At 67.5% G+C, this 3974-nt stretch carries 3 protein-coding genes and 1 pseudogene; 2 read left to right on the top strand and 2 right to left on the bottom strand.

The features are described from left to right. The coding region (locus RTN46_RS06715) for an anthranilate synthase component I family protein (RefSeq protein WP_312180025.1) at positions 1-947 on the top strand (947 nt) is incomplete at its 5' end. Between the two features lie 4 nt (positions 948-951). Here the strand turns inward: RTN46_RS06715 and cls are convergent. Further along, entirely contained in the window at positions 952-2418 is a 1467-nt protein-coding gene (cls, locus tag RTN46_RS06710) for a cardiolipin synthase (RefSeq protein ID WP_396157425.1), read from the bottom strand. Between the two features lie 89 nt (positions 2419-2507). On the opposite strand from cls, the gene RTN46_RS06705 reads away from it, so the two are divergent. Continuing rightward, complete coding sequence (locus tag RTN46_RS06705; RefSeq protein WP_312180023.1) at positions 2508-3383, top strand: aminodeoxychorismate lyase; 876 nt, start codon at positions 2508-2510, stop codon at positions 3381-3383. A gap of 89 nt (positions 3384-3472) precedes the next feature. On the opposite strand, the pseudogene RTN46_RS06700 reads toward RTN46_RS06705, so the two are convergent. Then, a pseudogene (locus RTN46_RS06700) lies at positions 3473-3974 on the bottom strand (energy-coupling factor transporter transmembrane component T family protein); the annotation flags it as partial.

Raw genomic sequence — 3974 nt, 5'->3', positions numbered from 1 at the left:
TCGCGTCCGCCGACCGCGCCGGGAAGGCCCCTGGCTCCGCGAACCCGCCGCAGCAGGGGTGGTTCCCGCCGGGCAGCGCCCCCCGGTTTAGCTTCCGGGACAGCCGGGACGAGTACCTGGCCAAGGTGCGCCAGTCCCAGCAGGCGATTACGGACGGCAACACCTACGAGGTCTGCCTGACGACTGCGCTGCATGCCGCCCTGCCCGAACCCCTGGCTCCGGCAGAACAACTTGGTCTCTACGCGGCGCTTCGCCGGCGCAGTCCCGCCCCGTTTGCTTCGCTGCTTCGCCTGGGGCCGCTCACGCTCGCGGGTACCTCTCCCGAGCGGTTCCTGCGCATCAGTGCCGGCGGCGGCCTGCGCGCCGAGCCGATCAAGGGCACCCGGCCGCGCGGAGCGGACCCTGCGTCGGACACGGCCCTGCGGCAGGAGCTGCTGGGCAGTGAAAAGGACCGTGCGGAGAACATCATGATCGTGGACCTGATGCGCAACGACCTCTCCCGGCTCGCCGCGCCGGGGTCAGTGACGGTTCCCCGGCTGTGCGTGGTGGAAAGCTACGCCACGGTCCACCAGCTGGTCAGCACGGTCGATGCCCGGCTGGCCCCGGATGCCAGCCGCGCTGAAGCCGTTTCCGCTGCGTTCCCGGCCGGCTCAATGACCGGCGCTCCCAAGGCCAGTACCATGGCTATCCTGGACGCCCTGGAAACCGGGCCGCGCGGACTGTACTCGGGCGCCGTCGGCTACTTTTCCCTTACGGGCGCCGCAGATCTCTCGGTCGTGATCCGCACGCTGGCCCTGCATCGGTCTCCGGACGGCGGTATGGACCTGAGCCTGGGCGTCGGCGGAGCGGTCACCGCCGGCTCCGATCCGGACGCCGAATGGGAGGAAGTGCGCACCAAGGCGCGCGGTGTCCTGGGCGCACTCGGCTCGGACGTGCCGAAGGATTAGCCCGCTACTGCAGGGTGGCGGTCAGCCGCGCCACGTTGTCCACGTAGCGCTGCCACACCGGACGGTTCCGCCATTCGTCCAGGACCAGTTCCTTCGACAGTGCCCGGTAGGTGTCCTCGATCCGGCGCATCTTCTCGACGATGTCCCCGCCGTACATCATCATCGAGACCTCCAGGTTCAGCGAGAAGGAGCGCATGTCCATGTTCGAGGAGCCCAGGACCGCGACGTCGTTGTCCACGGTGAAGTGCTTGGCATGCAGCACCAGCGGGGCCGGGTACTGCCAGATCCGGATACCCGCTTCGAGCAGCACCTCGTAGTACGAGCGCTGGGCATGATCCACCAGGAGCTGGTCCCCGCGTTCGGAGACAAACAGCTCCACCTGCACTCCGCGCTGCGCCGCCGTCGTGATGGCATAGAGCAGCGAATCGTCCGGGACGAAGTACGGGCTGGTGATCGAGATCCGCTCCGAGGCCGAGTAAATCAGCGAGGTAAAGAGCCGCAGGTTGTTCTCGGTGGTGAAACCGGGTCCGCTGGGCACCACCTGGCAGGTCACGTCCCCGGGTTCGTAGGTCCACTCGTAGAGGCTGAGTTCGCGTTCGAGGTTCTCATCGGTTTCCATGTTCCAGTCGGTGGCGAACACCACGTTGAGTTCATCCACCACGGGACCCTCGAGCCGGCACATCAGCTCAACCCATTTGCGTCCGAGCTTGTGGTTGCCCGGCTTGCGGTACCCCGGTTCCACCAGGTTCTGCGACCCGGTGAAGCCCAGGACGCCGTCGACCACCAGGATCTTGCGGTGGTTGCGCAGGTCGGGGCGGCGCCAATGCCCGCGCAGGGGCTGGATGGGCAGCATCGGATGCCATTCGACCTGGCTGGAATTCAGCTCCCTGAGCAGCTGGCGGTAGCCCTTCACCCGCAGGGTTCCGATGTGGTCAAACAGCAGCCGGACGCTGACACCGCGGGCCGCGGCGTCCCTCAGGGCGGCGAAGAAATCCCTGGTCACGGAGTCATAGCTCATGATGTAGAACTCGACGTGCACGTAGTGCTTCGCGGCTCGAACCGCTTCGGTCATCTCGCGGATGGACTGCTCATAGTCCCGCTGCAGCTCCACCTTGTTGCCGTCCAGGCTGGGCAGCGAGCCCAGGCGCCGGTTAAGTTCGACGGCGGACATCAGCCAGTCCGGTCCGAGGAAGGAACTCGAATTTGCCTCCAGCTCCCGGGTATTGTCACGGACCCTGCGGTTGATGAGGGTCTGCCGCTCCACCCGCTGTTCCGAGAGCCGTGGGCTACCGAACAGCAGGAACAGGATGATGCCGGGAACCGGCAGGAAGAAGATGCACAGCAGCCAGGCCATGGCCGTTGTGGGCCGGCGGTTGCCGGGAACCACGCCGAGCGCGATGATCCGGATTGCGAAGTCCAGCACCGTCAGGGCCGCCGCAAGCCAGTAAGGATCCGTAATCGTCCACCACACGCGTTTTTCCCTCCACCAACCCAACGTCCCTTTAGCCTAGTCGGCTGCGGGCACAGGTTGCGGCACCTACGCGCACTAGGCTTGGACGCATGAGTGTTTTGGTTTTCCTGGATCCCGCGTTCCCCGATGGCCGAGTGGCCGATGCCTCCGTTCCGCAACTGCTGGCGACGGACCTCGGCGCCACCCGCGGGGACGGTGTTTTCGAATCCATGCTGGCGGTGGACGGGCACCCGCGGAAGCTCGAATCCCATCTGGACCGGATGGCCGGCTCAGCCGCCGCCTTGGACCTCGATTTCCCGCCGGCGGAACATTGGGAACCGGCTATCAGCACGGCCCTGGCGGAATTCGCCCGGGTTCACGGCGATCCGCAGGCTGTAGTGAAGCTGCTGCTCACCCGCGGCCCGGAAGGCGCCCAGCACCCAACTGCGTGGGTACAGGCCTCCCCGGTTCCGGCCTCCGCCGCCGAGCAGCGGAAAACCGGCCTCGATGTACTGCTGCTCGAACGCGGATATGACAGCACCCTGGCCGAGCGGGCACCGTGGCTGCTCCTCGGGTCCAAAACCCTCTCCTACGCGGTGAACATGGCCGCAATCCGCTACGCCCATGAGCACGGGGCCGACGACGTCATCTTCACCTCAGCGGACGGGAAAATCCTGGAAGGCCCCACCTCCACCGTGGTCCTGGCCGTTATCGAGGACGGCGTGAAGACCCTGCTGACGCCGGAGCTGGAGAGCGGAATCCTGCCCGGAACCACCCAGGGTGCCCTGTTCCGCGCCGCCGAGGAAGCCGGGTGGCAGCTCGGTTACGGTCCGCTCGAACCGACCCACCTGCATCAGGCCGACGGCGTATGGCTGGTTTCCAGCATCCGGCTGCTCGCTCCGGTGAAGTCGATCAATGGTGAAGCCATCGCGGTTTCCGCGGAGCTCTCAGCCGAGCTGAACGCCCTGGTGGAAACCGTCCTGTAATTCCGGTCCCGGTCAGGACCTGACCCGGCCCGGGCCGGGAGGGGTCAGGGGTGCCCGGGCCGGGCGCCAGGCCACCCCGGGCCGGGAGCCTAGGTCAGGATGAAGTTGAAGGTACCCGCGGCCACGGCTGCGGCGACGGCGGCAGCCGCCAGCCCCACGCCGTACAGCAGCACCCACACATCGATCAGGCTGAACGTCGAGGTCCTCGCCCAGGTCCGTTCTCCGCTGCCGAACCCGCGGGCCTCCATGGCGACGGCCAGCCGGGTTGCGCGGCGGATCGCCTGGACCAGTAGGGCAAGCCCCTGGCCCAGGAAATTGCGGAGCCTGCCCAGCGGTCCGCCGGCGGCATCGGCCCCGCGGGCGTGGCGGGCCAGGCCAAGGGTCCGCCATTCCTCCAGCAGCAGCCCCACCAACCGCATCGCTGCCAGCGCCCCGAGCACGAACCGGGCCGGCAGGTGCAGCCGCTGGGCCAGCGCATCCGCCAGGTCCGTGGGATCGGTGGAGACCAGCAGGAAGATGCCTGGCAGGGCGATGGCGAGGCCGCGCAGACCGATCGCGATGCCCGCCGTGACGGAATCGGTGGTGAACAGG

It is taken from the genome of Arthrobacter sp. (genome assembly GCF_031988865.1).
In the GTDB taxonomy this organism is placed as follows: Bacteria; Actinomycetota; Actinomycetes; order Actinomycetales; family Micrococcaceae; genus Arthrobacter_B.
This window is presented reverse-complemented; position numbering and strand designations above follow the sequence as displayed.

Excerpts from the sequence above, each read along its gene's own strand:
- RTN46_RS06705 (WP_312180023.1), top strand. The coding sequence starts at position 2,508 with ATGAGTGTTTTGGTTTTCCTGGATCCCGCGTTCCCCGATGGCCGAGTG.